The organism is Rodentibacter caecimuris (genome assembly GCF_010587025.1).
GTDB lineage: Bacteria > Pseudomonadota > Gammaproteobacteria > Enterobacterales > Pasteurellaceae > Rodentibacter > Rodentibacter caecimuris.
The window spans coordinates 2,384,354-2,408,274 of sequence record NZ_CP040863.1 but is presented as its reverse complement, the minus strand read 5'-3'; the positions used below and the strand labels follow the sequence as shown (position 1 = coordinate 2,408,274).

Annotated in this window: 21 protein-coding genes; 1 reads left to right on the top strand and 20 read right to left on the bottom strand. The window is 40.0% G+C overall.

Translation table 11 applies throughout. The features are described from left to right. Positions 1 to 6: 6 nt before the first annotated feature. The 18 genes from ushA to FEE42_RS11640 all read right to left on the bottom strand — a co-directional run bounded on the left by ushA (position 7) and on the right by FEE42_RS11640 (position 21,857). Positions 7 to 1,656: a bifunctional UDP-sugar hydrolase/5'-nucleotidase UshA gene (gene ushA / locus FEE42_RS11725; RefSeq protein ID WP_164028695.1), complete on the bottom strand. Its 1,650-nt coding sequence runs from the start codon at positions 1,654 to 1,656 to the stop codon at positions 7 to 9. Positions 1,657 to 1,751: 95 nt separating this feature from the next. Then, positions 1,752 to 2,669 carry a UDP-3-O-acyl-N-acetylglucosamine deacetylase gene (gene lpxC, locus FEE42_RS11720; protein ID WP_164028847.1) on the bottom strand — a complete coding sequence of 306 codons (918 nt, stop codon included), beginning with the start codon at positions 2,667 to 2,669 and terminating at the stop codon, positions 1,752 to 1,754. Positions 2,670 to 2,710: 41 nt separating this feature from the next. Then, the gene (gene ftsZ, locus FEE42_RS11715) at positions 2,711 to 4,009 is read right to left on the bottom strand and encodes a cell division protein FtsZ (RefSeq protein ID WP_164028693.1); all 1,299 of its coding nucleotides are present in this window, start codon (positions 4,007 to 4,009) and stop codon (positions 2,711 to 2,713) included. An 83-nt stretch (positions 4,010 to 4,092) separates the two neighbouring features. Beyond that, a complete protein-coding gene (gene ftsA, locus FEE42_RS11710; RefSeq protein ID WP_077585973.1) occupies positions 4,093 to 5,367 on the bottom strand; it encodes a cell division protein FtsA in 1,275 nt (424 codons plus the stop codon). 22 nt (positions 5,368 to 5,389) lie between these two features. After that, positions 5,390 to 6,154, bottom strand: coding sequence for a cell division protein FtsQ/DivIB (locus FEE42_RS11705; protein ID WP_059367133.1), 765 nt, complete (start codon positions 6,152 to 6,154; stop codon positions 5,390 to 5,392). After that, positions 6,151 to 7,074 (bottom strand): D-alanine--D-alanine ligase, encoded by a 924-nt coding sequence (locus FEE42_RS11700; RefSeq protein WP_164028690.1) that lies wholly within the window; start codon positions 7,072 to 7,074, stop codon positions 6,151 to 6,153. The genes FEE42_RS11705 and FEE42_RS11700 overlap by 4 nt, the downstream gene beginning before the upstream one ends. A 64-nt stretch (positions 7,075 to 7,138) precedes the next feature. Next, positions 7,139 to 8,566, bottom strand: a complete 1,428-nt coding sequence (gene murC / locus FEE42_RS11695) for a UDP-N-acetylmuramate--L-alanine ligase (protein ID WP_164028688.1) — start codon at positions 8,564 to 8,566, stop codon at positions 7,139 to 7,141. Between the two features lie 76 nt (positions 8,567 to 8,642). Beyond that, complete coding sequence (gene murG, locus FEE42_RS11690) at positions 8,643 to 9,701, bottom strand: undecaprenyldiphospho-muramoylpentapeptide beta-N-acetylglucosaminyltransferase (RefSeq protein WP_164028687.1); 1,059 nt, start codon at positions 9,699 to 9,701, stop codon at positions 8,643 to 8,645. An 8-nt stretch (positions 9,702 to 9,709) separates the two neighbouring features. After that, a complete protein-coding gene (gene ftsW, locus FEE42_RS11685) occupies positions 9,710 to 10,894 on the bottom strand; it encodes a putative lipid II flippase FtsW (RefSeq protein WP_135969130.1) in 1,185 nt (394 codons plus the stop codon). Between the two features lie 11 nt (positions 10,895 to 10,905). After that, positions 10,906 to 12,216, bottom strand: coding sequence for a UDP-N-acetylmuramoyl-L-alanine--D-glutamate ligase (gene murD / locus FEE42_RS11680; RefSeq protein ID WP_164028686.1), 1,311 nt, complete (start codon positions 12,214 to 12,216; stop codon positions 10,906 to 10,908). A 199-nt stretch (positions 12,217 to 12,415) separates the two neighbouring features. Further along, a complete protein-coding gene (gene mraY / locus FEE42_RS11675) occupies positions 12,416 to 13,498 on the bottom strand; it encodes a phospho-N-acetylmuramoyl-pentapeptide-transferase (protein ID WP_059367144.1) in 1,083 nt (360 codons plus the stop codon). Next, a complete protein-coding gene (gene murF / locus FEE42_RS11670; RefSeq protein ID WP_135969128.1) occupies positions 13,492 to 14,865 on the bottom strand; it encodes a UDP-N-acetylmuramoyl-tripeptide--D-alanyl-D-alanine ligase in 1,374 nt (457 codons plus the stop codon). Before murF ends, mraY begins: the two co-directional genes overlap by 7 nt. Positions 14,866 to 14,882: 17 nt before the next feature. Continuing rightward, positions 14,883 to 16,352: a UDP-N-acetylmuramoyl-L-alanyl-D-glutamate--2,6-diaminopimelate ligase gene (murE, locus tag FEE42_RS11665; protein ID WP_135969127.1), complete on the bottom strand. Its 1,470-nt coding sequence runs from the start codon at positions 16,350 to 16,352 to the stop codon at positions 14,883 to 14,885. Positions 16,353 to 16,361: 9 nt separating this feature from the next. Next, positions 16,362 to 18,203: a peptidoglycan glycosyltransferase FtsI gene (gene ftsI / locus FEE42_RS11660; protein WP_164028684.1), complete on the bottom strand. Its 1,842-nt coding sequence runs from the start codon at positions 18,201 to 18,203 to the stop codon at positions 16,362 to 16,364. 22 nt (positions 18,204 to 18,225) lie between these two features. Then, positions 18,226 to 18,546 (bottom strand): cell division protein FtsL, encoded by a 321-nt coding sequence (gene ftsL / locus FEE42_RS11655; RefSeq protein ID WP_059367158.1) that lies wholly within the window; start codon positions 18,544 to 18,546, stop codon positions 18,226 to 18,228. An 8-nt stretch (positions 18,547 to 18,554) separates the two neighbouring features. After that, complete coding sequence (rsmH, locus tag FEE42_RS11650) at positions 18,555 to 19,517, bottom strand: 16S rRNA (cytosine(1402)-N(4))-methyltransferase RsmH (RefSeq protein ID WP_164028682.1); 963 nt, start codon at positions 19,515 to 19,517, stop codon at positions 18,555 to 18,557. Between the two features lie 92 nt (positions 19,518 to 19,609). Next, positions 19,610 to 20,068: a division/cell wall cluster transcriptional repressor MraZ gene (gene mraZ / locus FEE42_RS11645; protein ID WP_059367164.1), complete on the bottom strand. Its 459-nt coding sequence runs from the start codon at positions 20,066 to 20,068 to the stop codon at positions 19,610 to 19,612. A 193-nt stretch (positions 20,069 to 20,261) separates the two neighbouring features. Then, positions 20,262 to 21,857 (bottom strand): carbon starvation CstA family protein, encoded by a 1,596-nt coding sequence (locus FEE42_RS11640; RefSeq protein WP_136126412.1) that lies wholly within the window; start codon positions 21,855 to 21,857, stop codon positions 20,262 to 20,264. A gap of 430 nt (positions 21,858 to 22,287) precedes the next feature. On the opposite strand from FEE42_RS11640, the gene FEE42_RS11635 reads away from it, so the two are divergent. Beyond that, the gene (locus FEE42_RS11635; RefSeq protein WP_059367172.1) at positions 22,288 to 22,518 is read left to right on the top strand and encodes a zinc ribbon domain-containing protein; all 231 of its coding nucleotides are present in this window, start codon (positions 22,288 to 22,290) and stop codon (positions 22,516 to 22,518) included. Between the two features lie 51 nt (positions 22,519 to 22,569). On the opposite strand, the gene artM is transcribed toward FEE42_RS11635, so the two are convergent. Both artM and artQ read right to left on the bottom strand, forming a co-directional pair. Then, positions 22,570 to 23,253, bottom strand: a complete 684-nt coding sequence (gene artM / locus FEE42_RS11630; protein WP_164028681.1) for an arginine ABC transporter permease ArtM — start codon at positions 23,251 to 23,253, stop codon at positions 22,570 to 22,572. Further along, complete coding sequence (artQ, locus tag FEE42_RS11625; protein ID WP_059367179.1) at positions 23,253 to 23,918, bottom strand: arginine ABC transporter permease ArtQ; 666 nt, start codon at positions 23,916 to 23,918, stop codon at positions 23,253 to 23,255. Before artQ ends, artM begins: the two co-directional genes overlap by 1 nt. Between the last annotated feature and the right edge of the window lie 3 nt (positions 23,919 to 23,921).

The following is a 23,921-nucleotide window of genomic DNA, read 5'->3' as shown; positions in this document are numbered from 1 at the left end:
TTATCCCTATTTAAAAATCACTGCGTCTTTTGGATCATATTTTGATGCATCAAGTGGAATTTTTTGTGAATTTTTCCAAATATATTTAGCGAGCACTTCAGCATCAATAAACCCCGTATTTAAGAAAGTAGGATTTTTAGTAACAACAGGATAACCATCGCCGCCTGCTGCATTATAACTAGGTAAAGAAACCCGATAAATTTTCGATAAATCCAGTGATTTACCTTGAATTTTCACGTTTTCCACTTTTTGAGCAGCTTTATTTACCACCATAGAAATACCGGAATATTGTGCATAAGCGCCGGAATCAACCTCTTTTAATGCAACTACATTTAAATAATCAAGTAATTCCTTACCAGTTAAATCCACATAACTTACAATATTACCAAACGGATGCACTTTTAAAATATCACGATAAGTGACTTTACCAGCTTGGATAGAATCTCGGATACCGCCTGAATTCATAATGCCAATATCTGCACCAGCACGTTCTCTCTGTGCTTCTGCAATTAAATGACCAAGGTTAGTTTGTTTAAAACGAATAACATTACGATCCCCTTCTAATTTGCCTTTTAACTCCCCAAGCTCGCGTCCTAGTAATTCATCCCCTTTATTTTGATAGCTTTTTAACAATTTTTCTATTTCAGGATCTTGAGGAATGACTTCACCATAATTAATGTATTCGATTTTGCCATCTTCTTTTGTTACTTTCTTCTTCAAATTCACCGGAATTAATTCATAATTGGCAAGTTTTAATTCACCATTTTTAAACTCAAAATCCGCACGTCCGACATATTTACCCCATTCATAAGCTTGCATAATCCAAGTACCGTTTTGATAATCCGGTTTGCAAGATTGTGTTGGTTTATAATCCTTAATCCATACGCCTTTTTCATCCACACAAACAGGATCGTGGCTATGTCCGCCAACTATCATATCAAATGCACCTTTATCTAAATTACGTGCAAGCGATACATCACCCGGTGCATTCGATCCGTGTTGTGCATCGTAATAATAGCCCATGTGGGTGAGTGCAATTTTTACATCTGGTTTTTCATTTTCAGTCAGTGTTTTTAAGGTTTCTTTTGCCGTTTCTGTCGGATCTTTAAAGATAACATTGCCGGTATATTCAGGATTACCGAGTTTTGCCGTATCTTCTGTGGTTAAACCAACAACGGCAACTTTTAATCCCAGTTTGTCTAAAACGATATAAGGTTTAACAAGCGGTTGATTCGTTTTCTTGTTGAACACATTTGCAGATAAGAAAGGGAAAGTTGCCCAAGATTCTTGCATTGCAAGCATTTGCAATGGATTGTCAAACTCGTGATTGCCCAATACCGTTGCTTCATAGCCCATTGCATTCATTGCTTGGATATCCGGTTCGGCATTTTGCATATCCGATTCAGGCACACCGGTATTAAAATCACCCGCATTTAATAAAATAACCGAACCACCTTTTTTCTCTACCTCAGCTTTCACTCGATTAATAATTGTTTTTTGTGCAGGAAAACCATATTCGCCTTTATTATTCGGCCAAAAATGCCCATGGGTATCATTAGTGTGAAGAAGTGTGAAGTGGTAGGTTTTATCCTGCTCGTATGCCATTACAGCAGACGTTGCAAGAGCTAAAGGCAAAACTGTGAATAACTTTTTCATGAAAACTCATCCTAAATTAACCGCTCTTTCTAGAGCGAATAAAATAAAAAAGCTATACTTCTTTTAGGGAAATATAGCTTTTTAACCAACAATAATTAAATCAGCACTTGGGCTGGTGTAACATACCCGTGTGGCGCCTGTTCCTTATCTTCAAAGGTAACAAATTCCCACGCTTCCTGATTTGCAATAACCGCCCGAAGCAACTTGTTATTTAGACCATGACCCGATTTATAGGCTTTGAAATCGCCGATAATGTTGTAACCCACCATATAAAGATCCCCAATGGCATCCAACATTTTATGACGAACCAACTCATCTTTAAAACGCAATCCTTCTTCATTCAAAATACGGTAATCATCCAATACAATCGCATTGTCTAAACTACCGCCAAGCGCTAGACCTTGGGATTGAAGATATTCTATATCTTTCATAAAACCAAAGGTTCTTGCGCGACTGATCTGGTGAACAAATGCTTGGGCTGAAAAATCCATCACATAGTTACGCACATTTTTACCAATGGCAGGATGTTCAAAATCAATAGTGAAATCTAAACGGAAACCATTGTAAGGAGTAAACTCCGCCCATTTATCTCCATCTTCTACCCGCACTTTTTGTTTGATACGAATAAATTTCTTCGCTGCGTTTTGCTCTTCAATACCGGCATCTAACAACAAGTAAATAAACGGACTTGAACTACCATCCATAATCGGAATTTCAGGTGCATCTACTTCAATAATAATATTATCAATACCGAGACCCGCTAATGCCGCGTTTAAATGTTCAACAGTTGAAACACGAACGCCTTGTTCATTGACAAGTGCGGTACAAAGCATCGTATCTCTCACAGAATCCGCATTCGCCGGGAATGTTACCGGCGGATTTAAATCGGTACGACAGTAAATCACACCGGTATTTGGCATTGCCGGACGTAATGTTAAGGTCACCTTTTTGCCGCTATGCAAACCGATACCGGTTACTTTAACACTTTGTTTTAATGTTCTTTGTTTAATCATCATTCTCTTTACCTTATTGTTTCACAACAAGATTTTATTTATTACTTATCGTTTTGATCTATTGCGTTTGGATCAAATTTTTTAAAAGAAGACAAACGTTCAGTGATTGGTCTTTCCAAGCCACTACGATAATCTGCCGGCTGTGGGTTTCTCTCCAGAGAACGTATCGGCTCAGGCTGTCTAAATGTTGTAATAGGTTGTTGCTCCTGCGTTCTTAACGGAATCGAGTGTGAATTCCCCTCTACCGGTTGGTGAAGCGGTGATAACGATTGAGCCGTTTTTTGTACCTGAATGGTCTCATTTGGCGTAATTTCACCTAAACCTGTTGCAACGATAGTGACGCGGATTTCATCACTCATTTCCGGTATTAAGGTTGTCCCTACAACAATTGTTGCATCTTCCGAAGCAAAACTATGAATAGTATCACCTACTACATTAAACTCATCAAATGCAATATCAAAACCGCCAGTGATATTAATCAAAATCCCCTTAGCATTGGTTAAATCAACTTTTTCCAATAAATCATTGCGTACAGCAATTCTTGCCGCTTCCTCTGCACGACCTTCACCTGGTGCACCATGAGCGGAACCAAAGCCAATCATCGCCTGTCCCATCTCTGACATGACCGTTCTCACATCGGCAAAGTCAACATTAATCATGCCCGGTGAAGTAATCATATCAGAAATACCCATCACAGAGTTACGCAGTACATCATTCGCAGCAGCAAATGCATCAATCAACGTTGCATTTTTAGGGAGAACTTTTTGAATTTGCTGATTAGGAATAATGATCATTGAGTCAACATATTGAGCAAGATCCTTAATCCCTAATTCGGCGAATTGCATACGCTTTTTACCTTCAAAAGCGAATGGTTTGGTGACAACCGCAACAGTTAAAATACCCAATTCTTTTGCTACTTTAGCAACAATAGGTGCAGCACCGGTACCGGTACCACCGCCCATACCGGCGGCAATAAAGACCATATCGGCACCTTCAAGCATTTTACGGATTTCTTCTTGATCATCTTCCGCAGCTTTACGCCCCACATTAGGATTTGCCCCAGCGCCAAGACCTTTCGTTGTCGCACCGCCAATTTGCACAGTTTGCTGAACTTGACTTTTCCGTAATGCTTGTGCATCGGTATTCACTGCATAGAAAATAATTTTTCCATGCTCTTCGCTATCAAGAGTATTTTCGCCAAGAAAAGTACCGCCAATGTCTTGTTTAATCATATTGGCAACCATATGGTTTACGGCATTACCGCCGCCGCCGCCAACACCGACAACCTTAATCAGTGCGCCTGATTGTTCTTCAAAATCACCATAATCTGGGTATAACATTTGCGTTCTCCGTTCTGCTAATACTCTGCTAGCATTCTAATAAAGTTAAACTGTTTGGTATTGTAGATGAAAATTCAAAATAATCAAAATTCTGACCGCACTTTATTTGCGATTTTTTTAATGCCTGACCAAATTGTGCCGAAAATATTCCCTTCCGAATCGTCATCGCCACCGATAAGATCATCACTATTGCTGTGACTATACTGTAACAACCCTATTACTGTTGAATATTGCGGACGGTTTACATAATCAGTTAAACCGGTAATATTTAACGGACTACCGATTCGCACTTGGCAACCAAATACATCCATCGCACACTCTTTTAAATCTTTAATTTGGGCACCACCACCGGTAATGACAACCCCGGCAATCAATTCAAATTTAATATGGTTGCTTTCTAAATCCGCTTTTAGCTTATCTAATTCGTCCTTCACAACACCAAGAAGTTCCGTATAACGTGCTGAAGTGATTAAAGATAAATCACTTGTGGTTAAAGAGCGGGGGGCTCGACCGCCGATACTGGCAACCTCAATCTTTTTATCGCCATGTAACCGTGCCGGATATACCGCACTTGCATAGTTCACCTTAACCCGTTCTGCTTCTGCACGCGAAATAGTACAAGCATGGGCAATATCATTAGTCACTATATTACCGGCGTAGGGAATAACTTTACTAAAACGTAAAGCGCCATTCGTGAAAACCATCACATTCATTGTACCCGCACCGAAATCAATCAAACAAACGCCAAGGTCCTTTTCATCTTCAGTTAAAACCGAATGGGTTGCAGCAAAACCTGAGAATACAACTTTATCCACTTGTAATCCGCAGCGCTCCACGGCTTTTTTTAAATTATTTTGCCAATCTTGATGACAAGCGATTAAGTGTACGTGCGCATTCAAACGAACGCCTTGTAAACCAAGGGGGTTTTTAATATTTAATTGACGATCCACCGCATATTCTTGTGGGATGACGTGTAATAAAGAAACACCTTCCGGCAATTTAATTGTGCTTGCATTATGCAAGGCAGAATCGATTTCATCTTGCGTCACTTCACTCTCACCAATCGGAACAAATCCATTTTCATTTAAACTTTGAATATGTTCTCCGGTAATTGCCAAAGTTACACTCATAATCTGGCAATCCGCCATTGACTCGGCAGATTCAATAGCACGTTGAATAGAACTCACAACCGCATCTAAATCAGTAATACTTCCGCTATCAATTCCCTTTGAAGGACAGCTACCAACTCCCAATACGTTCACTACGCCATCAGGTAATACTTCACCAACGACAGCAACGACTTTTGATGTACCGACTTCAAGTCCAACAATTGCCTTTGTTTCAACCACTTTTGCCATAATTTATTACACCCACTAAATCTTATTTATCTGTCATTCCGACTGCTGCACCCGATGTATATCGTAAATCGACATAATCAATTCGCTTGCCTTCTTCAACTTCAATTTGTGGATAAATTGTCACAAAACGTTCGAGTTTTGATTTCCATTCTCCACGCCCTAATTTCAGTACTATATCATTATCAAGTGTAACTTGCCACGCACCACGCGCATCAATAGTGACACCTTTTACGTTTAAATTTTTCGCCTTAAAATCGGCATAAATCTGATTCCATACCTCAAGCACTTTTGGGCTCTGATAATCCGGGCCACCTAAATAAGGCAACACTTTATTTTTTAAACGCTCCAGCGGCAATTGGAAGACGGTTCCCTCTTTTGTGACAAACTCTGTCTTATTCCAAATCGCGACCGGAATATATTCCGTCAGCCAAATACTTAAACGATTTGGCCAAACTTTACGAACAACCGCACCTTTTATCCAAGGTAAGGTTTCAATCTGTTCTTGAATAACCTTAACATCTTGTCCCCAAAAGCCTTTTAATGTCCCCATTTTAAGCAAAACATCCTGAATATCCGCATAATCGGTAAATTCTGTTTTACCGACGAGCGCATAAGCACTAATTGGTTTAGAATCAAGACTCTCCAACCAATTTTGCCAATTTGAATAAACAAAATACCCAAATCCGATACATAATATGGCGATCAAGAGACGAAGTTGTAAAAAATATTTGAACCTTGGTTCACCATATCGGGTATTTGGTGTGCTTTTACGTTTCAGCACATTCATTGCGCGCTCAACTCCAGAATATTCACGACAAGTTGCTCAAAAGAAATGCCCGCTGTTGCAGCCGATTTTGGGAATAAACTATGACTGGTCATTCCCGGATTAGTATTAACCTCCACCAAACGGAAATCGCCCTTCGCATCACATATCACATCAATACGACTCCAACCACGGCAGCCTACAACATCATAAGCCTGCTTGACTAGTATTGCCAATGCTTGTTCACGTTCTGCGGTTAATCCTGCCGGACAAAAATATTTCGTGTTATCGGAAATATATTTTGCCTCATAATCATAAAATTCACCTTCCGGTACGATACGAACTGCGGGTAATACCCGACCGTCTAACACCGGCACCGTTAATTCATCACCGGCAAGCCATTCTTCAATCAAAATTGTGTTATCAAATTTAAGTGCAAATTCAACCGCACTTTTTAAGTTTTCTACGCTTTTAACCTTTGTTAAACCTACGCTAGAACCTTCTAAAGAAGGTTTAACCATTAATGGTAATCCCAATCTTTCCACAACTGCTTGCGGATCTAATTGAGCTAAATTATCACGTGTAACTACTTCCATCTCGGCAACAGGTAAACCAAAGGCTTTCCACAGCATTTTGGTACGCATCTTATCCATCGTCAAAGCGGATGCCATTACGCCACAGCCGGTATAAGGTAAACCGATTTGCTCTAATAAGCCTTGCATAGTTCCGTCTTCACCGCCACGACCATGTAAAATATTAAATACCCGATCAAAACCGTCTTTTTTAAGATTTACAACATCATATTCTTTCGGATCTATGGGATGGACGTTATAACCTTGACTGACAAGGGCGTCCAAAACCGCTTTACCGGAATTTAAAGAAACTTCACGTTCAGCGGATGTACCGCCTAGTAACACGGCAATTTTTTCTTGTCTTAAATTCATTTTATATCCTATTCATTATGATTGATTTTCATATTTTTGTAGGCTTAGACTTTTGTATCCTACACTAATTTTTCCAAGAATCTGCCAAACCACGAGAAATTTTACTCACGCTACCGGCCCCTTGCGCTAAAATTAAATCACCGTCTTGAATAATTTGATCAAGCACTTCGCCTAATTGCATTGTATCCGATACCAAAATAGGATCTACTTTACCCAAATTACGGATTGAACGGCAAAGTGCTTTGCTGTCCGCCCCTACAATTGGCGTTTCACCGGCAGCATAAACATCCAGCATAACAAGCGCATCTACTTGTGAAAGCACTTGAACAAAATCATCAAATAAATCACGGGTACGTGAATAACGATGCGGTTGGAAAATCATCACAATACGCTTATTTCCCCAACCTTCGCGTGCCGCTTTAATCGTTACCCCAACTTCGGTTGGATGATGTCCATAATCATCCACTAAACGTACTTTTCCATTTGGACGAATAAATTCACCAAGCTGATCAAAACGACGCCCTGCACCTTGGAAATCCGCAAGCGCCGCTAAGATCGCTTCATTATTAATTCCTTCTTCTTTAGCAACCGCCAACGCCGCAGTGGCATTTAGCGCATTATGTTTACCCGGTACATTTAGCAGCACATTAAGACACTCCCCGTTTGGACAAACCACTCTGTAATGCCCCTGAAAACCGATTTGCTCGTAGTCTTCAATACGATAATCCGCCTGTTCACTAAAACCGTAAGTAATAACCTGACGTCCCACTTTCGGAGCCAGCTCCATTAAAACAGGGTCGTCCGCACACATCATTGCTAAGCCGTAGAAAGGGAGATTGTGAAGAAATTTCACATAAGTGGCTTTCATTTTCTCAAAATCGCCTTCATAAGTATCCATATGATCCGGTTCAATATTCGTTACCACAGAAACCATCGGCTGTAAATGTAAGAAAGAAGCATCGCTTTCATCCGCTTCCGCGATTAAATAACGGCTCACACCAAGGTGAGCATTTTTTCCGGCAGATTTTACTAATCCGCCATTCACAAAGGTAGGATCTAATTTTGCTTGTGTATAAATCATCGACAGCATTGCCGTTGTAGTGGTTTTACCGTGCGTTCCCGCCACAGCAATACCATGACGAAAACGCATAATTTCCGCTAACATTTGCGCACGTTGGATCACCGGAATACGATTTTGTTTTGCGGCAACCAACTCTGGATTATCTTCGTGAATCGCACTTGATACAACAACAACACTCGCACCATCAATATTTTCAGCTTTATGACCAATAAAAACGTTTGCCCCAGCCTGTGCAAGACGTTGGGTAACCGCACCGTCTGCGATATCCGAACCTGAAATCCGATAGCCTTCATTCAGAAGAATTTCAGCAATCCCACTCATACCGGCACCACCGATACCAATAAAATGAATTTGCTGAACCCGGCGCATTTCAGGGATAATTTTTCTAATTTCTTCGTGAGAATGTTTCATCTTATTTCCTTCTCTCTTTCGGAAAATATTTGACCGATAAAAAAGTGCGGTCAAAATCCCAAAGATTTTTATATTATTATTTTGCGTTCTCAATAATTACATTAGCGACATGCTGAGCCGCCAATGGTGCAGACATAGATTTTGCTTTTATCGCCATCTGTAAAAGTTCATCACGCGTAAAATTCTGCAAATAATTAACCAAAATATCCGGCGTTAGATCACTTTGTTCTACAATTTTGGCCGCCCCAACATCGGCTAAATATTTTGCATTAAGATATTGTTGTCGATCTTTATGTTGGAACGGAACAAAAATTGCCGGCGTACCGACAGCGGCAAGTTCGCATACCGTCAATGCCCCGGAACGACAAATCACCACATCCGCCCACGCATAGGCTTCTGCCATATCATCAATAAATTCTGTAATTTTGATTTTCGAGGCGTTTTCGCCATAAAGTGCGGCTACATCTTCAACTGCGCCTTTTCCTACTTGATGACGAACCTCTAATCTATCCACAAGTTGTGAGACAACTTTTGGCAGCGTTTGATTCAACACGCGAGCCCCTTGGCTCCCGCCAACCACAAGTACGCGTAACTTTTCACCATGATGGGAAAAACGTTCCTTCGGTGACGGCATTTGGAATAAACGTTGGCGTACAGGGTTCCCGACAACTTCCGCATTCGGGAACGCATTTGGAAAGGCTTGTAATACACGGGTTGCAATTTTTGCCAACCATTTATTGGTTAATCCGGCAACGGCATTTTGCTCGTGCAGAATAATCGGTACACCACACAATTTTGCCGCTACACCACCGGGCCCGGAAACATAGCCTCCCATCCCTAATACGGCATTTGGCTTTTCTTCTTGGATAATTTTTTTCGCTTGAAATATTGCACGTAAAATAGCAAAAGGCGCACTTAATAAGGCTTTAATGCCTTTTCCCCGCAAACCGGAAATTTGAATAAAACGAATCGGAATACCATGTTCCGGTACTAGTTTGGCCTCCATACGATCTTTTGTACCAAGCCAGCAAATTTCCCATCCTTGTTGCTGTAAGGTTTGAGCAACCGCGATAGCCGGAAAAACATGACCGCCCGTTCCTCCCGCCATGACTAATAATTTTTTGGATTTATTCATTTTTATTCCTAATCATCACGCAAACGCGCTTGCCCGCCCCGCTGTAAACGGTTTTCATGGTCAATACGCAATAAAATACCAATCGTTGCCGACATAATAATAATACTTGAACCGCCGTAGCTCACTAACGGGAAAGTTAGACCTTTTGTTGGCAGCATACCCAGCGCCATCCCTAAATTCACAAAGCCTTGAAAGAAAATCCAAAAGCTGATACCGAAAGCAAAAAAGCCACGGAAACGTTGTTCTAATTGGAGTGATTCACGCCCAATTTTTAATGCGCGGAAGACCAACAATCCTAACAAAATAACGACCACAAAAATACCGATAAATCCGAATTCTTCACCAATAATCGCCATAATGAAATCGGTATGTGCTTCCGGTAAATAATCTAATTTTTGAATAGAATTACCTAAACCTTCCCCTGTTATTTCACCCCGTCCAAATGCCATCAGTGAATTAGTCAGCTGGAATCCCGTACCATAAGGATCTTTAAACGGTTCTAGGAAACCGGTAAAACGTTTTAAACGATAAGAGGCGGAAAGCACTAGCCAGACAAACAATAATATGCCGGTTACGACTAAACCGACAAATTGCCAGAAGTTCGCCCCGACAATAAAAAGCATTCCAAAGGTAATAACAAATAATACGACCGTACTCCCCAAATCCGGCTGAGCCAATAAAAATCCGCCCATTATTCCCATAACAATGAAGGGTTTAAAAGCACTCAATTTATTTGACCGCACTTCATCATAACGGCGGGTAAAATAGCTTGCTAAGAAACAGGCAAGCGCCAATTTAGCAAATTCTGCCGGTTGAAAATTAAGTACACCAAGAGAAATCCAACGTTTTGCACCATTGACGGAAGAACCGATAACAAGTACAGCAAATAGTAATACAATGGCTAAGAAAAAATTTTTAACATGCCATTTTTCCCATTGTTGGGTCGAAATTTGCATGCTGAAATAACAGGTTAAAAGCGAGAGAAACACATAAAATGCATCACGTTTGGCAAAATAAAATGCATCATTAAATAATCTTGAGCTATACGGAATAGAGGCTGACGTTACCGCAATCAAACCTATAAGCAATAAAATCACAAAAAGCCAAAACAACGCCCGATCATATAATAATCCCTGTGGCGTAATTCTAGTCCAACTATCAAGGTTCTGTTTAATTTTTTGAATAAATTCCATTGCTCTATTAATTAATTTAATTGTGCTAAACGAGTAAATTCTTCACCACGCTTTTCAAAAGAAGCGAATTGATCAAGACTTGCGCAAGCCGGTGATAATAGAACCATATCGCCTACTTGCAATGTCGGTCGCAAGAACTCAATCGCTTGCGCCATCGTTTCAAATAAATAGCTTTGCGGAGAAAGTTTTGCCAGTTCCGCCCCGTCACGCCCAAAACAATAACAAATAATATGAGGTTGATTAATCAGCTCGGCTAATTCGGAAAAATCAGCGCCTTTTCCATCACCACCTAATAATAAGTGTAATTTACCTTCGACAAATAAACCTGTCAGTGCGGCCACGGTACTTCCCACATTGGTTGCCTTAGAATCATTAATCCAACGCACACCATTTGCCTGATAGGCTAATTGAAAACGGTGATCCAGTCCTCTAAATTGTCGAAGTGCGGTACGAACTGCCTCTAAATTTACCCCAACGGCTTGCGCTAATGCCGCTGCTGCAAGGGCATTCATATAATTATGACGACCAACCAGCATAATTTCATCACAAGGTAAAATCACCTCATCTTTCACCATTAAACACGGTTTGCCATTCTCGGTTTTAATATCATAATCCGCATCATGTTCGGCAAAAGAAACAACCTTTTTCCCTTGATTGTTACCCCCACCTAAAGTCAATTTGTCTTCGTTATTCACCACTGCGCTTTCAGCCTGATGATAAATACGCAACTTAGCCTGACGATAATCCTCTAAATCCACATAACGATCCATATGATCTTCCGTCACATTCAAAACAGTCGCTGCGGTAGCTTTTAAACTGTATGTTGTTTCCAATTGAAAACTGGATAATTCCAATACGTAAAGATCATAATCCTGATTCAGTAAAGAAAGTGCCGGAATACCAATATTCCCCCCCATTCCTACTTTCAGCCCCGCTGCTTTCGCCATCTCGTAAACTAGCGTAGTCACCGTACTTTTTCCATTTGAACCCGTTATCGCCACAATAGGTTTTGTGGCTGCGCGACAAAATAATTCAATATCGCCCACCACTTCGACACCTAATGAAAGTGCGGTCTGAATTTCCGGCGTTTTTACCGCAAGCCCCGGACTGATGACGATCATATCGCTTTCATTCAACCAGTGTTGATTTAAGCTTCCGGTATGAAGCGGAATATTTTTAGGAAGTTTATCCGCACCGACGGGGTTTTCTCGCGTATCAATTACACGGATATTTGCCTGTTGAGCGTTAAGATAATCAACACAGGACAAACCTGTTTTACCCAATCCAATAATAGTAACGGTTTTATTTTGGTAACTGTTCATTTTTTACTTCTTACTATTTCATTCTGTTTTTTATATCGGCTTTCATTTGATGAGAAATCGACTTTCTTATTGGATAAAATTACGCTCAAATTTAACCGCTCTTTTTAATAACATTTAACTAAACTTGTTTTTCGGGATCTTCCCCTTCAACCAAACAAAGAAAATGAATGCGCTCTTTCAAAAAGAAAGAGCGAATCGGTTATCTCAATTTAAGCGTGACTAATCCCATCAACACTAACATTAACGAAATAATCCAAAACCGAATAATCACTCTCGGCTCCGGCCAGCCTTTTAATTCAAAATGATGATGAATCGGTGCCATCCTGAAAATTCGTTGTTTACGTAATTTGTAAGACCCAACCTGTAAAATGACTGAAAGTGCCTCGACGACAAACACACCTCCCATAATCACAAGTAAGAATTCTTGTCTGACTAAAATGGCAACTACGCCCAATGCACCGCCTAATGCAAGTGAACCGACATCGCCCATAAATACTTGTGCAGGATAAGTATTGAACCATAGGAAACCCAATCCGGCGCCTACAATCGCCGTACAAAATACGACCACTTCAGAACTGTGTTTGATATAAGGAATATGTAAATATTCAGCAAAATTAACGTTACCCGTGGCCCATGCAATCAAGGCAAAAGCACCGGCAACCAATGCGGTAGGCATAATAGCGAGTCCGTCTAATCCATCGGTTAAATTAACCGCATTACCTGTTCCCACTATCACAAAATAAGACAACACAATATAAAATAAGCCTAACTGCGGCATAATATCTTTGAAAAACGGCACCACTAATCGGGTTGCATCCGTATCATGTCCCAACCAATACAGCCAAATAATCGCTGCCAGTGCAACAACGGACATCCAGAAATATTTCCAACGTGCAATTAAACCGTCTGTGTTTTTACGTGTGATCTTGCGGTAATCATCAATAAAACCGATTGCACCGTAACCAAATAGCACAAATAAACAAATCCAGATATAAGGATTGGCTAAATTTGCCCATAACACTGTACTAATGCCAATTGCAAAAAGAATCATCACACCGCCCATGGTTGGCGTGCCTTTTTTCGCAAAATGGCTTTCCGGTCCGTCATTACGCACTTCTTGACCAAATTTCAATATTTGCAAACGTTTAATCACTTTTGGACCAATCCAAAGGGAAATAAAAAGTGCGGTCAATAACGCAAGAATTGCACGCACAGTAATATATGAAATTGCATTAAATGCGGTTTCATAACGAACAAGGAATTCAGCAAGCCAAACTAACATTTAATTTTATCCTTTAATGAATAAATCACATCTTCCATTTTCATTGAGCGAGAACCTTTGCCAAGCACAACGATATGTCGATTTTGTTTTAATTGTTTCTCAATAAGATCAACTAAAAAATCCACCATTTCCGCTTTATCGGTAAAATGTTTGCCTAAAACAGCCTCAGAAATGACCGCACTTTCACAACCAAAAGAGCAAATTAAATCAAGCTGAGCCGTTTTTGCATATTGCCCTACTTGACGATGAATTTCGAGGGAATTTTCCCCTAACTCTTTCATGTCCCCCACGCATAAAATGCGAAAGGCTTTATAGGATTTCAAAACATCAATTGCCGCACAAAGGGAATCTTGATTGGCATTGTAGGTATCATCTAATAATAATAAATTCTCATTAACCCGAATCGGGAATAAACGCCCTTTCACTTGAGAGCGCTGCTCTAACCCGTTTTTAACATCCGGTAACGTAGCCCCGATATTCATTGAAAGTGCGGCTGCCGCCAACGCATTCTTGACATTATGTTCGCCTAAATACGGAAGATGGATTTCAATTTCACCTTTTGGAGAAACTAATGTAAAAATTGAACCTTGCTCATTATGTTGAATATTTTTAGCAAAATAATCTTTGCCATTGAAATATTGAATGGGATGATCACCGATTTCTTTTTGCCAAAGTTCAAGATAATTATGTTCACCATTAATAATTGCAACACCATTTGCCGTTAAACCACGATAAATCTCGCCCTTAGCTTGTGCCACACCCTTTAAAGATCCAAACCCCTCTAAATGTGCTGCGGCAACATTATTGACTAACGCCACATCCGGTTGGGCAAGAGCTGTCGTGTAATCAATTTCACCTTGATGATTTGCTCCCAGCTCAATCACAGCAAAACGATGTTTTTCTTCCAAACGTAATAATGTGAGCGGAACACCAATGTCATTATTGAAATTCCCTTGGGTAAAAAGTACGGCATCCGGATTTCCTGCCGTTTGTTGCAAAATACTTGCCGTCATTTCTTTTACTGTGGTTTTTCCGGAAGAGCCCGTCATCGCCACAACTTTAGGGTTAATTTTTTCTCTCAACCATTTGGCTAATCGACCTAAAGCTAACCGTGTATTTTCCACGACAAGTTGCGGGATAGAAATATGAGGATCGGCTTGTTGAACAACTAAAGCAACCGCCCCTTGTTCGATTGCTTGATGAAGATATTGATGAGCATCAAATGTTTCCCCTTTTAGCGCAAAAAACAAATGATTAGGAATAGGATGACGTGTATCCGTATTGATGTTTTCAATGATAACCTGCTCACTCCCTATTAATTTTCCATTGAGAATTTGAGCAAGTTGCTGTGTCGTTAAATTAATCATGAATTAATTAGATAAATTTATTGGGTTAAATAAAACTCAGCCGTTTCTTGATCGGAAAAATGCAAGATTTCATTCCCTACAATTTGATAATCCTCGTGGCCTTTTCCCGCAATCAAAATGAGGTCATTTTTCTGCGCCCCTTGAATAGCGAATTCAATTGCTTGTGCACGATCAGAAATTAACCCGACGTTATCCATGTTACTAAAACCGGAAACAATATCCGCTTCAATTTGATCAGGCTCTTCGGTACGCGGATTATCTGTGGTTACAATCACCATATCAGCAAATTGCTCGGCAACTTTTGCCATTAACGGACGTTTACCTCTATCACGATCGCCGCCACAGCCAAAAATGCACCATAGTTTACCATTGCAATGTTCACGAGTGGCAACAAGTGCTTTTTCCAAAGCGTCCGGCGTATGGGCATAATCGACAATAACTGCCGGTTTTTCCTCAACTTTGATCATTTCCATTCTGCCGCGAACACCTTGTAACGTTGAAACGCTATTGATTAAACTCTCCAATGGGTAGCCCAATGCAAGCAATGTCGCCATGGCTAATAGTAAATTACTCACATTAAATGCACCAATTAACGGGCTGTTTAGAGTGCCATTTCCCCAACTGGATGTAAAATCAATAATCGTCCCCTCGTGAGTAAAACGGGCTGAGACGGCTTTTAGCCATTGTTTGGAATTTGGTTGGAAATTTGCTTCACAACTGACCGCAATGCCATTTGGTAATGATTTTAGCCATTCCGCACCTACCGGATCATCTGCATTTAGAATTTGCAAATCGGGAGATAAGTCAAAGAAAAAACGTTTTTTCGCTTGTGTGTAATCTTCCATCGTGCCGTGATAGTCTAAATGATCACGGCTTAAATTTGTAAAAATTGCAACGTTAAAATCTAACGCCTCTACCCGATGTTGAACTAAACCGTGAGAAGAAACCTCAATCGCTACAAAATCCGCACTGGCATTAATAAAAGAAGCAAGTGAAGATTGAATTTCGATCGGTGAACCCGTAGTATTTTTTGCTTCAACAACCTGTCCTAATAAGCCGTTTCCAATCGTCCCCATTACAGCCGACTTATGCCCTAAGTGCCTAACCCACTGCGCTAATAGTTGAGAGACGGTTGTTTTCCCATTTGTGCCGGTAACACCGACAAGGGTGAGTTTTTTAGACGGCGAATCATAAAATTTATCTGCAATCTCGGATAAATTTGACGACAAATTATAGTAATAAATCACTGGTTTTTGCTGCTGATATACTACGCTTAAATGCATATCGACCGAGCCGGTTTCAGCGACAATCGCACTTGCACCGGCTAAAATCGCCTGTTCAATAAAACAGGTTGCATCAACTTGATGTCCTTTTATTGCAACAAACAGATCACCGGTTTTCACTTTTCTACTATCTAAAACCAGTTCATTAATTTCAATATCTTGGGGAAGTGAAGGCAAATTAAAAAGTGCGGTTAGTTTTTTCATTGTTTTTCCTTAATTTGCCTGTTTCACATTATCTTGTTCTGTTTTACGTGAAGTAAGACGAACCGTGCGTTTTGCCGTTTTATCTAATGGTTCGGCATCAGGTGCAATACCATTGGTACGCAAAGCATATCCCATAATGCTGGAGAACACAGGCGCAGATACTGCACCACCGTAATATTGACCGGCTTTCGGATCATTAATCAAAATAATAAGTGCATAACGCGGATCACTAATTGGCGCAATCCCAGCCGTAAATGCCACATATTTATTCACATAGCGTCCATTTTCAATTTTACGCGCAGTACCAGTTTTCACTCCGACCCGATAGCCTTCGACCATCGCACGCTTATTTTTAATCGCTACTTTTTCTAACATATTCACAATTTCTTTTGTGGTTTTCTCAGAAAAAACACGTTGACCAATCACAGGAGGATCAACCTTTGTGATAGAAAGCGGACGATAAATACCGAAACTTCCTAAAGTCGCATAAGCACGCGCCATTTGTAGCGGTGTTGCGGTGATACCATAGCCATAAGCTACCGTTGCCCGATCAATATCCGCCCAACGTTTACGATTTGCATTTAACACACCGGCTTGTTCGCCAACTAAGCCTAAATCGGTAGCTTTACCTAGCCCCGCTGCCTGATAGGTATCCATTAATGCACTTGGCGGCATACGTAATGCAAGACGACTGACCCCTCGGTTACTCGAATTAATCAGAATTTCATCTAAAGTTTGTTGAGAACGAGGTGCGACATCCACAATTTCTTTCCCACTCACGGTAAAAGAGCCTGTATTGATCACTTCATTACGTTGTGCCGCACCACGCTGAAGTGCGGTCAAAACAACAAAAGGTTTTACCGTTGAACCGGGTTCGAAAACATCGGTAATCGCACGGTTTCGCATAAGCTCCGCTTTCACACCGACACGATTATTCGGGTTATAAGAAGGCGCATTAGCCATTGCAAGCACCTCACCGGTACGCACATCAACAAGTACTGCAGTGCCTGATTCCGCCTTGTTTTCCGTTACCGCTTTTTTGATTTCACGATATACCATCGATTGTAATTTTTCATCAATGCTGAGTGTCACATCTTGTGCATCGTATTTTTTCTGGTCGGCAATATGTTCAACTACGTTTCCTCGTTTATCTTTTCGTACTAAACGGGAACCGTCTTTCCCCACCAGCATTGTATTAAAACTTTTCTCAATCCCTTCAATACCATTACCATCAATATCGGTATAACCGATTAAATGTGCGGTTTCTTCTACTCGCGGATAGAAACGACGCGGCTCGCTTTCTAGGCTGATTCCTTTAATTTTCAGTTCTTTGACATATTGTGCTTTTCCTGCTTCAACCTGGCGTGCTAAATATAAAAAACCTGATTTTGGATTTTTCTCAATTTTTTTGACAAGTTCGTTATAGCTCAAACCTAAGACATCCGCGAGAGCTTTGATTCTCTCTTTGTCATCAAGCGAACCTTCTTTAAGAATACGTTTAGGTTCTGCGATTACCGCACTCATTGGCACACTTACAGATAATAACTGACCATTACGATCTAAAATTGAACCGCGAACCGAAAGAATTTCATCTTTACGTAAAGAACGTTTATCCGCTTCACCGGAAAGAATATCCGAATTGATCGCTTGAACATAGGCAGCCCGAGCAACTAAAGCGCCTAATCCGAAGAAAATAAGCCCTGTGGCAATTAAATAACGCCAGCGTATAAAGCATCTTTCAAACACCATTTTAGGCTTATTGGGTTTAATCGCCGTTGTTGTAGACACGGCGAGTTTTCTAATTGTTTTCTTAGATTTATTTGATTTTTTTGATGAATTAAATCTAACCATTTACTCAACCCTGACTTACTTTTTATTCCAAAATAACCACTTCTTGGTCGCTATCTATTCTTTTCATTTTTAACGTACCAATCGCAATAAATTCCACTCTTGTGCTATCGCCCTCAGTCGCTTCTTGCAACTGCAAATTGCGATATTCATCTTGCAATGCTTGATGTTGCAAAACCAACTGACCATTTTCAGAGATTAGCCCGCGCGTTTGGTGCGTTAACCAAATTGTTGCCATAGCAGAAATCAAAATTAATAACAATAATAATGAAACCAATTTATTTGCTGAAAATAAATCTTCTACCAAAAGATTCTGCAAAGGATAACGTTCATTATTCTCTAACATTTTTTACCCTAACCGATTTTTTCCGCAATGCGTAATATTGCGCTTCTTGAACGTGGATTTGCCTGAATTTCTGCTTCCGACGGCTGAACTGCTTTGCCAATAGCTTTTAATTTTTGGTGACGTTGAATTTGATCTTCACGTAATGGCAACCCTTTTGGAATCGGCTCTCCTTTACTTTGTTTTTTGATAAAGTGTTTAACCATTCTATCTTCTAAAGAATGGAAACTAATGATCGACAAACGCCCTCCAGTTGCTAACATCTCTAATGCCGAATGTAATACACTTTCCAATTCATCCAGTTCAGAATTAATGAAAATTCGAATTGCTTGAAAACTACGGGTTGCCGGATGTTTGTTCTTATCCTTAAAAGGCACTGTCTGGGAAATGAGTTCAGCCAGTTGGAGTGTTCGTGATAAACCTTTTTCGCCATTTTTGACCGCACTTTTGTTGTATTCAACAATGGCTGTCGCAATACGTTTTGCAAACCGTTCTTCACCGAAGGTTTTCAATACCCAAGTTAAATCCTCTACAGAAACCTGTTTTAACCATTCTGCCGCAGATAAACCTTGTTTTGTATTCATACGCATGTCGAGCGGGCCGTCTTTCATAAAACTAAAACCGCGTTCCGCCTCATCCAACTGCGGAGATGACACGCCGAGATCAAGCAAAATACCATCAATCTTGCCAACCAAATCTAATTTTTCACAAATTTCAGGGATTTGGGAAAAGCTATTATGTTCAATTTGAAAACGTTGGTCTTGAATTTTTTTCGCTTCCGCGATGGCATAAGGATCTCGGTCAATACCAATCAAACGACCGTTTTGAGAGAGTTTGGAAAGAATTAAACGAGAATGACCTCCCCGTCCAAAAGTGCCATCAATATAAATTCCATTTTCTTTCAATGCCAAGCCGTCCACAGCTTCATGGAGTAAAACCGTAATATGTTCAGTCGAAGAAAAGGAATTTTGCATATTCGTAAGCGTTAATAAAATAAGTTTGAAAAAAGATAATGCGGTGCAAGCACCGCTTATCTTGCTAGTGCTGCTGTTCTTTTCTAAGTTTATTAGAATGACAGCATATTTAAATTCGTATCCGTTGCAAATTCGGCAGTTCCTGCCACAGCAATATCTTCATCAATTTGTGCGATCCACTCCGTATCACTCCAAATTTCAAATTTGTTTAATTGCCCTACCAACATTAAACCTTTTTCTAATTTTGCATGTTGACGTAATGGCCCGCTCAGTAAAATACGCCCCTGAGCATCCATTTCACATTCGGTAGCATAACCAAGCATTACTCGCTGTAAACGGCGTTGGTTAGGATCAAAATTAGATAATGAAAGTAGTTTCTGCTCAATTTTTTCCCATTCATCTAAGGGATAAAGCAATAGGCAAGGCTGACGAATATCTACCGTACAAACCATTTGCCCTTGATTTTTTTCAATAATTTCTGCGCGATAGCGAGTCGGGATCGCAATTCTTCCCTTTGAATCTAAATTTACCGCTACAGCACCACGAAACATTGATTCTGATCCTTTAAGATTAAAATTCTGGTAAAAATCACCACAAAAAACCACTTTTCACCACTTAACTGCCAAGTCTATCGGTTATAAAGCAAACTTGCAAGCGATTCCAATATATAAATGCGATAAATTTCAGATAAAAAAACCGCTCAAGCATTCACTTGAACGGTTTGATTTTATAACGCGTTGAAAATTATACGTTTGTCGTATTTACATAGGCTTCTTCATCACGATCACCTAATGGTTTTAATAGGACGAAGAATAAAACAATACATAAAATTGTTGTTGCAAAGCCTAAGTATACCGATAATTGATAATCTAAGCTGAAACCGATTTTATTGTAATACAAGTAAGTAGAACATACGGTAGTAATAAACCAAGCAGGGATAGAAGCAACCCAGTGGAATTTATGATATCGATATAAATACGCTGCGGCAGTCCATAACATCACCATTGCCGTCATTTGGTTTGCCCAAGTGAAGTAACGCCATAAGATACTAAAATCGATCGTTGAAACATAATACCCTAATACAAACAATGGAATCGCAATCACTAAACGTTTGGAAAGAGAACGTTGATCAATATTGAAGATTTCCGCTAATTGCAAACGTGCGGCACGGAATGCCGTATCACCTGATGTAATCGGAAGCACTACAACACCTAGCACGGCAAAAATACCACCAATGAATCCTAAGAAGTGTAATGAACTGTCATACACCACTTTAGACGGAGAACCGGCCGAAATTGCATCTTGCAATGCTTGTGGATTTTCATAGAACGCAAGCCCTACCATACACCATACTAATGCAATAATTCCTTCGGTAATCATTGCACCATAGAAAATGAAACGACCTTCACTCTCATTTTCTGCACAACGTGCCATTAGTGGCGTTTGTGTCGCATGAAAACCTGACAATGCTCCACAAGAAATAGTTAAGAATAACAATGGCCAAATTGGAACATCACCTTTTACTTGGAAGTTTTGTGTGAATTTCTCCCATGTTAATCCTTGTCCATCTGCATTCACGGTGCGAAAAAATTCAATTGGATCTACCACACTGAAGTGCGCCGACACCAAACCATATACCATTCCCACAGACATAAAGAGCAATAAGGCCCCAAAGAGCGGATAAATTCGACCAATAATTTTATCGATAGGTAATAAAGTAGCAAGAATATAATAAGCGAAAATAATCACTGTCCATAGTGCAACAATGGTGGCTTTATCCATGCCCCATACTTTAAGACCACCGGCTTCCACCACCTGATGAACCGCTTCGGCATCACCCAATTGCAATGCACCTTGAGAAGCGCCAAAGATATCCATGGTAATCGTACCCATTAACTGTGCAGGGCTGGCAACAAATACCACACCAACCAATAATAACAACACTAATGCGAGAAGATTGATAAATACTTTTACAGGACGGCCTAAAAACTTACCCGCCAAATAAGGCATTGTCGCACCACCATGACGAATACTTAACATACCGCAAAAATAGTCATGTACCGCCCCAGCAAAAATACATCCGATAACAATCCAAAGCATGGCAACCGGCCCGTATAGCGCCCCGAGAATAGGTCCAAAAATTGGCCCGGTACCCGCAATATTTAATAATTGAATCAACCAAATTTTGGTTTTAGACATTGGCATATAATCCACACCATCATTGATTTGATAAGCGGGAGTTTGACGTTTAGGATTAATGACAAAAATTTTTTCAATAATTTTTCCGTAAATAAAATAGCCAAGAATCAAAATGGCTATACAGAAGAAAAACCACAACATAAAAGCACCTCAAAAATAATCACTATGTTACTGAAATCATGCTCTAAATAAGCGCATCGTATTTTATGATAAATTTAAATAAACAAAAAATTTAATTTACAAAAACCTCATAATTTTGTGATGAATATCACATTTAACATTCAAATTTTAAACACAGTAAAAAAATACGGTGTAATTCATCAATAAGCACCATAGAGTATCTTGTTACTTTATCTGACGTTTCATTTTATATTCCCCATACCTGGTCATATTTCAGTTATAAGGTTAGCAACAAGACTATTCTATTATTGCACAAGCAATAGCTTATCCTGTTTGGTAATTTTACCGTTCACTGATAGACTACAGAGTGACTTGTTGTTTTATTAATTCAGCAATCTAACTGACAAAGTACGAAATCAAAATCTACCGTTTAAGTTAATAAGGAATAGAAATGGCTCTTATCCGCTGTCTGGAATGTCGCCAAAAAATCAGCGAACACGCTACAAACTGCCCACACTGTGGCTTTTCTTTCAAACAAGATCTCATCATCTATAAACAAAAGTTGGAAGAAAGACGCTTGAAAAATGCGGAAATTAACCGAAAAAGCACAAAATTGCACTTAGTTTGGTTTTGCATCTTTGCCTTGTTTATTATCATTGCAAGTCTCATTAGCCAATCATAAAAAATGGGTTGCAACGCAACCCACTTATTCTCTTAAAATATTGACCGCACTTTACGCTTTTTTCATATCTAAACGCTCAAAAGCAAGTACTTTATTTTCTAACTTACGTAATAATAGCGTTGCAATCCCTGTAATAACTAAATAGATACCGCCGGCAATGCCATAAATTGTCAACGCGTCATATTCGGTACCGTAAAGTTGGCGGGCATAACCCATAATATCCATAATCGTAATCGTTGATGCCAATGCCGTTCCTTTAAATACCAAAATAATTTCATTACTATAAGACGGCAACGCCCGTTTTAATGCGTAAGGAATCAAAATTTTTAATGTTTGTAAGCGGCTTAAACCCAGTGCGGCACAACCTTCCCACTGTCCTTTTGGAATCGCTTTCACCGCACCATAAAATAATTGGGTTGAATAGGCCGCACTGTTTAATGCCAATGCCAATGCCGCACAGAACCATGCATTTGATAAAAGATGCCAAAGCGGGCTATTCACAATCCATTCAAATTGACCGGGGCCGGCATAAATTAAGAAAAACTGCACAAGTAGCGGTGTACCGGTAAATAAAACAAGGTAAAAATTGACCGCTCTTTTTACCCAGCTATTTCCCATAGCAAGCAACACTGTCAGAATTAAGGCTAATAAAAAAGCAACCAACAACGAAACTAAGGTCAATAATAGGCTCGTCGGAATCCCCTGTGCGATCACGGATAAATATTCTTGGAACATTATTTCACCTCTCTTTCAAAACGCGTAAAACGGAGTTCTAAACGGCGAATACCGACTTGACTGATTAATGTTATAGCAAGATAAATTAATGCCGCAATGCCATACCAAGTGAACGGTTGATGTGTGTTGGTATTAATTAATTGCGCTTGGCGCATTAAATCATCTCCGCCAATAAGTGAAATTAATGCCGTATCTTTTAACAACACTAACCACTGATTACTCAACCCCGGCAAAGCGTGACGCCAAATTTGCGGCACAACAATGTGTATAAACGTATAACCTTTACTTAATCCCAACGCCGCGCCTGATTCCCATTGTCCTTTTGGGATAGCTTGAATTGCGCCGCGTAAGGTTTGCGATGCATAAGCCGCAAAAATAAGTGATAAGGCAAAAACACCACATCCGAATGTACTGAATTCAATGTATTCGCCGGTCAGTATTTCTACAAGCTCTGTTGAACCAAAATACACCAGCAAAACAACCAGAATTTCCGGTAATCCCCGTAGCAATGCCACAAAAATAGCCATAGGTTTACCAACAAAGCGATTTGCTTCCAATAAAGCAAATATCACGCTAAACAGCAAACCGATAACTAAGGAGCATACAGCAAGCCCTAATGTCATTAGGGCTGCCGTAAACATTAAAGAAAGAAAATCAGCAAACATAAA

Excerpts from the sequence above, each read along its gene's own strand:
- FEE42_RS11635 (WP_059367172.1), top strand. The coding sequence starts at position 22,288 with ATGGCTCTTATCCGCTGTCTGGAATGTCGCCAAAAAATCAGCGAACAC.
- murG (WP_164028687.1), bottom strand. The coding sequence starts at position 9,701 with ATGAATAAATCCAAAAAATTATTAGTCATGGCGGGAGGAACGGGCGGT.
- mraZ (WP_059367164.1), bottom strand. The coding sequence starts at position 20,068 with ATGTTTCGTGGTGCTGTAGCGGTAAATTTAGATTCAAAGGGAAGAATT.
- murF (WP_135969128.1), bottom strand. The coding sequence starts at position 14,865 with ATGATTAATTTAACGACACAGCAACTTGCTCAAATTCTCAATGGAAAA.
- ftsZ (WP_164028693.1), bottom strand. The coding sequence starts at position 4,009 with ATGTTATACCCAGATTATGGTGATTTTGAAGAACAATCAGGCGCACTG.
- murE (WP_135969127.1), bottom strand. The coding sequence starts at position 16,352 with ATGAAAAAACTAACCGCACTTTTTAATTTGCCTTCACTTCCCCAAGAT.
- artM (WP_164028681.1), bottom strand. The coding sequence starts at position 23,253 with ATGTTCCAAGAATATTTATCCGTGATCGCACAGGGGATTCCGACGAGC.
- artQ (WP_059367179.1), bottom strand. The coding sequence starts at position 23,918 with ATGTTTGCTGATTTTCTTTCTTTAATGTTTACGGCAGCCCTAATGACA.
- FEE42_RS11705 (WP_059367133.1), bottom strand. The coding sequence starts at position 6,154 with ATGAATGTGCTGAAACGTAAAAGCACACCAAATACCCGATATGGTGAA.
- murC (WP_164028688.1), bottom strand. The coding sequence starts at position 8,566 with ATGAAACATTCTCACGAAGAAATTAGAAAAATTATCCCTGAAATGCGC.
- murD (WP_164028686.1), bottom strand. The coding sequence starts at position 12,216 with ATGAACAGTTACCAAAATAAAACCGTTACTATTATTGGATTGGGTAAA.
- lpxC (WP_164028847.1), bottom strand. The coding sequence starts at position 2,669 with ATGATTAAACAAAGAACATTAAAACAAAGTGTTAAAGTAACCGGTATC.
- FEE42_RS11640 (WP_136126412.1), bottom strand. The coding sequence starts at position 21,857 with ATGTTGTGGTTTTTCTTCTGTATAGCCATTTTGATTCTTGGCTATTTT.
- ftsA (WP_077585973.1), bottom strand. The coding sequence starts at position 5,367 with ATGGCAAAAGTGGTTGAAACAAAGGCAATTGTTGGACTTGAAGTCGGT.
- FEE42_RS11700 (WP_164028690.1), bottom strand. The coding sequence starts at position 7,074 with ATGAATTTAAGACAAGAAAAAATTGCCGTGTTACTAGGCGGTACATCC.
- ftsL (WP_059367158.1), bottom strand. The coding sequence starts at position 18,546 with ATGTTAGAGAATAATGAACGTTATCCTTTGCAGAATCTTTTGGTAGAA.
- ushA (WP_164028695.1), bottom strand. The coding sequence starts at position 1,656 with ATGAAAAAGTTATTCACAGTTTTGCCTTTAGCTCTTGCAACGTCTGCT.
- rsmH (WP_164028682.1), bottom strand. The coding sequence starts at position 19,517 with ATGCAAAATTCCTTTTCTTCGACTGAACATATTACGGTTTTACTCCAT.
- ftsI (WP_164028684.1), bottom strand. The coding sequence starts at position 18,203 with ATGGTTAGATTTAATTCATCAAAAAAATCAAATAAATCTAAGAAAACA.
- ftsW (WP_135969130.1), bottom strand. The coding sequence starts at position 10,894 with ATGGAATTTATTCAAAAAATTAAACAGAACCTTGATAGTTGGACTAGA.
- mraY (WP_059367144.1), bottom strand. The coding sequence starts at position 13,498 with ATGTTAGTTTGGCTTGCTGAATTCCTTGTTCGTTATGAAACCGCATTT.